2 protein-coding genes are annotated in these 6,001 nt (G+C 40.0%); one reads left to right on the forward strand and one right to left on the reverse strand.

Annotation, left to right across the window (positions count from 1 at the left end; translation table 11 throughout):
• A partial coding sequence (locus PX481_RS16000) for an ABC transporter transmembrane domain-containing protein (protein ID WP_288094962.1) occupies nt 1-1,102 on the reverse strand: 1,102 nt, incomplete at its 3' end.
• Nucleotides 1,103-1,681: 579 nt separating this feature from the next.
• Here PX481_RS16000 and PX481_RS16005 point away from each other — a divergent pair.
• A partial coding sequence (locus tag PX481_RS16005; protein ID WP_288026434.1) for a non-ribosomal peptide synthetase occupies nt 1,682-6,001 on the forward strand: 4,320 nt, incomplete at its 3' end.

The following is a 6,001-nucleotide window of genomic DNA, read 5'->3' on the forward strand; positions in this document are numbered from 1 at the left end:
TAATCGTGCTTAAATTTTCCGGTTGTTTAATGACTTCTTCTAAGGCTTGGGAAAATTGCGATAGACGTTCAACATAACTGCTAAATTGTGCCGAAGTGCCAAATTCACTAATTAATTCCGCCAGCGCCGTAGCAAACAAATTAGCCGCTAAACAGGCTTGCCCGACCTGTCCGAAACTAATGCCCTCACTATTGATATACAAAGGACCCAAAATGACAAAAGTAAATACTTGAATTGCCGCCTGATAGCCCCGACTAAAAATTTCTGTGCCTCTCTCCCAATCAATTTTACGTTTAGCGCTGTCTAAGAGTTTATTAAATCGCCGCTGAATAATATTTAATTCCTGATTTTCTCCCTCAAAGAAAGCGATTGACTCCGCATGATTACGAATGTGGGTTAGAGCATAATTGTAGTTAGCCTTAAGTTCTAATTCTTCTTGAGTAATTTTATTTAAAGCTTGGTTAAAATAGATAGCAATGACGTTACCGAGAATTGTCCAAACGACTAAGATAATGGCTACAGAGGAAGAAATTGACCAGAGAATCACTAAAAAAGTGATCATATCTAGGACATTTTCTAGGGCAACTGCAAAAAAGGAGAGAGCTTTACTGGTAATCGGCTCAATTTCCTGGGATAAACGCTGATCTGGGTTGTCGATATCGGATTTAAAATTAATTCTGTAATAGGCGCGATTATGCAAATATTTGTTGAGAATCCAGTCGTTGAGCCAAGCATACCAATCTAGGGCGATTCTTTTTCTGAGAAATTTAAGCAAGCCAACTAAAAGGGTGACAAAGAGCAGTCCAACCGCAAAAACTACCAAAGTTTTGACAAATTTATCAAAATCACTTTTTTCAAGAATGACATCAACTAAGTAATTACTAACAAAGCTATTGAAGGCATTTAATCCCACAACTCCTAGGATTGCCCCGATTAGTAGGATGAGCATTGCCCAAGCTTTCATCACATCAGAAAAAGCCCTTCCCCCCGATTCAGTAGGATACCAATAGGGAGCAGCGATCAGCTTGACACTGTGCCAAAATTTGCTGACATCGGAGATAATATTAGTCGTCGATCGATCTTGAGGGACTTTGGCGGACATATAGCATTTATATTTGAGTTGTGGACATTTTGCTGGAATGATTTTAGATTTTGGCTGGATTGGCGGATTAGAAGGCAATTGGCGAAAATATAAAGCTCCCCGACAATTTTAAGGTTATTGTGCTTGAGTTGTGGTAACATACTCCCGTCGCTTTATCTGTCAGCATAGAGTGATCGCTTTCTCAGCCCCCCTGCTACTGCTTTTTTAACCCTCGTTATCTTACTACAAGTAACCATTGTTTTGATAGCTAAAGCTAGTGAGCGCTTCTCAGACTACCACATATTACCGAATTTTGTTGACCATGACAAATTTTCTTTTCTATGATAGGATTTCAGGATACAGGGTTCAAAGTAATGAGGTGCGCCGATTTTCTTCCCCGTTTACTGTTCCCTCAAAGCGATAACAGACCTCGCGACATCATGGTGAAAAATGTTCGATATATGTTACATTTTGTCCTCGGCTTCCTTGCGCCCCTACAGTGGGGGGCAAATTCGGTTTCTGTAGGGGCATAAAGCATACGCCTTCCCCTAGATAACCTTTTTTTATCATCACAAATGCGGGAGAGTCATGAGTAGAAATATGAAAACAATTTACCCACTTTCACCGGGACAAGAAGCAATGTGGTTAATCTGCCAAATTGCTCCGGAGAGCGTTGCTTATAATATATTTATTACTGCAAAAATTCATGCTTATTTAAACATTGCTGTTGTCAATCGTGTCTGGCAAAAAATTATTGAAAAGCACCCAATTCTGAGAACCACCTATACCAGTTATGAAGGCAAACCGGTACAGCAGGTTAACCAGCAAGAGAATTTTAAGGTTGAGGTAATAGATGCCAGCGACTGGAGCGAAGACCAATTAGTAGAAAAAATCTATGCTATTGCTGACCGCCCTTTTAACTTAGAAAAAGATTCAGTTTTGCGGGTGAATTTATTTACTCGTTCAGCAGCAGAACACATTCTCTTACTGACAATGCACCACATTGCTGGCGATATGTGGTCTTATGATTTACTGCTGAGTGAATTTCAAGCTTTATATCCCGGGGAAGTGGAGCAAGTTAGTCAACAGCAGACAGAAGCAGCCCCAGATTCTTTAAATGAAAATAAAACCTATGCAAATTTTCTCCAATGGCAAGCAGCAATGCTATCGGGTACTAGGGGAGAAAAACTGTGGCAATATTGGCAACAACAATTAGCTGGCGAATTGCCAATTTTGCATCTGCTTCCCGACAAACCCCGCCCCCCAGTAAAGACCTATCAAGGAGCCTCATACATTGCCAAGCTAGATGAACAGTTAACTGAAAAACTCAGGTATCTAGCTTCAGCATCGAACACCAGTCTTTATCAGATTCTGCTCACAGCATTTTACGTCCAACTTTACCGCTACACTAATCAAACAGATATTCTTATAGGTAGTCCGATGAGAGGTCGGACGGCTAAAGAATTTAAAGAGATTGTTGGCTACTTTTCCAACCTGACCGTTTTAAGAGTTTCTGTTCAGGAGAATGCCACATTTACAGAACTTCTGGCTCAAGTTGGCAAAATAGTTAGACAAGCCCAAAAGCATCAAGATTACCCATTTTCTTGGTTAGCAGATAAACTCCAGCCACAAAGAGATACTAGCCGTTCGCCTTTATGTCAAGTCAGTTTTGCTTGGCAAGCACAAACTTGGTGTGAGGCTAAAAATAATTCCTTGCATCTGCAAAAATCAGTGTTACCAATGGAGCCATATTTGTTAGGACAAAGAGGCGGACACTTGGATTTGAGTTTAATGGTAAGGGAAGCGAAAGGGGAGATTGAGCCGTGTTGGCAATACAATACTGATTTATTTGAAGCTGTTACTATTGAGCGTATGGCCAAGCATTTTGTCAGATTGCTCAACTCCATTGTGCTTAATCCACAGCAGCCCATTTTCCAATTATCAATGCTCACAGAAGTTGAGCAGCGGCAGTTACTTTTTGACTGGAATAATACTCAGGCTGACTATCCATTAGATAAGTGTATTCATCAATTGTTTGAGGAACAGGTGGAACGGACTCCTAATGCTGTTGCAGTAGTATTTGAAGGTCAACAATTAACCTATAATGAGTTAAATTGTCGAGCTAATCAGTTAGCCCATTATTTGCGGAAATTAGGCGTAAAAGCTGATACTTTAGTCGGTATTTCCCTTGAGCGTTCCTTAGAGATGATGGTCGGATTATTGGGGATATTAAAAGCGGGTGGTGCTTATGTACCTCTTGATCCTGAGTATCCTAAAGAGCGAATTGAATATATCTTGTCTCATTCTGATGCCAAATTTTTGATTACCTCTAGTCAAATTTTAGAGTCCTTCCCCAATCATCGAGCGCAAGTTATTTGTTTAGACACTGATAAGTCAGATATTGCTCAAGAAAATCAGAACAATCCAAAAAGTCAGGTTGGTGCGGAGCATTTGTGTTATGTCATCTTTACCTCTGGTTCAACTGGTAAACCTAAAGGGGTACAAATTTGCCATCAATCCCTGGTGAATTTTATCCATTCCATGAAATCAGAACCAGGATTAACCGCTCAAGATTGCTTAGTTGCGGTTACTACGATTAGTTTTGATATTCATACTTTGGAAATCTATCTTCCTTTAGTGGTGGGGGCAAAGCTGATTTTAGCTAGTTCTCAGATTGCCTCAGATGGTTTAGGATTAGCCGAACTAATTGCGACTCATCAAGCCACAGTGATGCAGGCCACACCAGCAACTTGGCGTATTCTATTAAGCCCAGATTGGCAGGGGAACCCTAAATTAAAGGCGATTTGTGGCGGAGAAGCATTGCCACGAGAATTGGCGGATAGTTTGTTGGCAAAAGTGGGTTCTCTTTGGAATATATATGGACCGACTGAAACAACCGTTTGGTCAACCACTTATGAAGTTAAACGAGATCGTCCTAACCCCCGACTAGATACCCCCGAACCTATTGGTCGTCCTATTGCTAACACCCAAGTTTATATCCTAGACTCATCCTTGCAACCTGTGCCAATTGGTGTGCCGGGAGAACTTTATATTGGTGGGGATGGTGTGGCTAGAGGCTATTTCCAGCAACCTGACTTGACGGCTGAACGGTTTTTGAGCAATCCTTTTTTACCGAATTCACCCCTCTATAAAACAGGAGATTTAGCTCGTTATCTATCAGATGGTAATATCGAATACTTAGGACGCATTGATAACCAGGTTAAAATTCGCGGCTTCCGCATTGAATTGGGGGAAATTGAAACCGTTCTTAGTCAGCACACTGCGGTCAAAACGGCTGTTGTGATTGCCCGGGAAGATGAGACAAATCAGAAACGTTTAGTCGCCTATATTATTCCCAAAATAGAGATTATTTCCACTCCAAAAGAGCAAAATTCACTTAATGTTACTGAACTGCGGCAATTCCTGAAAGCCAAGTTACCAGAGTATATGATTCCTAGTGCCTTTGTCATTTTGGAATCCCTACCCTTAACACCTAATGGTAAGACTGATTACCGTGCTTTACCGGCTCCCGAATTCCAAAGCCAAGAGCAGTATATTGCGCCGCGTAACCCAATTGAAGAAATACTGGTAACAATTTGGTCTGAAGTTTTAAAAGTCAAACAAGTAAGCATTAATCATAACTTCTTTGAACTAGGAGGACACTCATTATTAGCTACTCAACTCATTTCCCGCATTCGCACTAATTTCTCAATAGAAATTCCCTTAAGGAGTCTATTTACAGCACCAACAATTGAAGAATTATCCCAACAAATTCAACAATTACAGCAACAGGATTTAACCCTATCCGCACCCCCCATATTACCAAGGGGTGAACAATCTGAATTATTGTTGTCTTACGCTCAAACTCGTCTCTGGTTTTTAGACCAATTAGAACCTAATAGTGCTTTCTATAATATTCCTGTAGCTTTACGTTTGCAAGGTCATCTTAATCAATCTGCTTTAACACAAAGTTTAGAGGAAATTATTCAACGTCACGAAGCATTAAGAACCAACTTTATTACCGTTAATGGACAACCAAATCAAGTTATTCAAACAGTAACAAATTGGGCTGTATCAGTAATTGACTTGCAGCATTTATCCCCAAAAGAACAAGAAATTGCTGCCAAAAAATTAGTCAAAGAACAAGCATTTAAAACCTTTGATTTAGGTAAAGAAGCATTAGTAAGAGCCACCTTAATCCTGCTGAATAATAACGAATATTGGTTATTATTATGTCTGCACCATGTTATTAGTGATGGTTGGTCAATGGGTGTATTGATTGAAGAATTAACAGCGTTATATAATGCTGTTAATCAAGGTCAACCTTCACCCTTAAAACCCCTACCAATTCAGTACGCTGATTTTGCAATTTGGCAAAGACAATGGTTGCAGGGAGAAGTCCTAGAAAACCAATTAAATTATTGGAAAAAACAACTAGCAGACGCACCAACTTTCTTACCACTACCAACAGATAAACCTCGTCCAGCAGTCCAAACATTTACTGGGGCACATCAAGAGTTCCAACTATCCCTTGAACTCACCCAAAAGCTAACAGAATTAAGTCAGCAACAAGGGGTAACAATGTTTATGACATTGTTAGCAGCCTATGGAATATTACTTTATCGTTATACAGGACAATCAGACATCTTAATAGGCACACCTATAGCTAACCGTAACCGTCGTGAAATAGAGAGTTTAATAGGCTTTTTTGTGAACACCTTAGTAATGCGGACTGACTGTTCAGAAAATCCCAGTTTTCAGGAATTATTGATGAGAGTGAGAGAAATGTCTTTAGGTGCTTATGCTCATCAAGATTTACCCTTTGAAATGTTAGTAGAAGCCTTACAAACAGAGAGAAATCTTAGTCATACTCCTCTATTTCAGGTAATGTTTGTCCTTCAAAATACTGCCTTATCTGAA

Source organism: Microcystis sp. M53603_WE2, assembly GCF_030065435.1.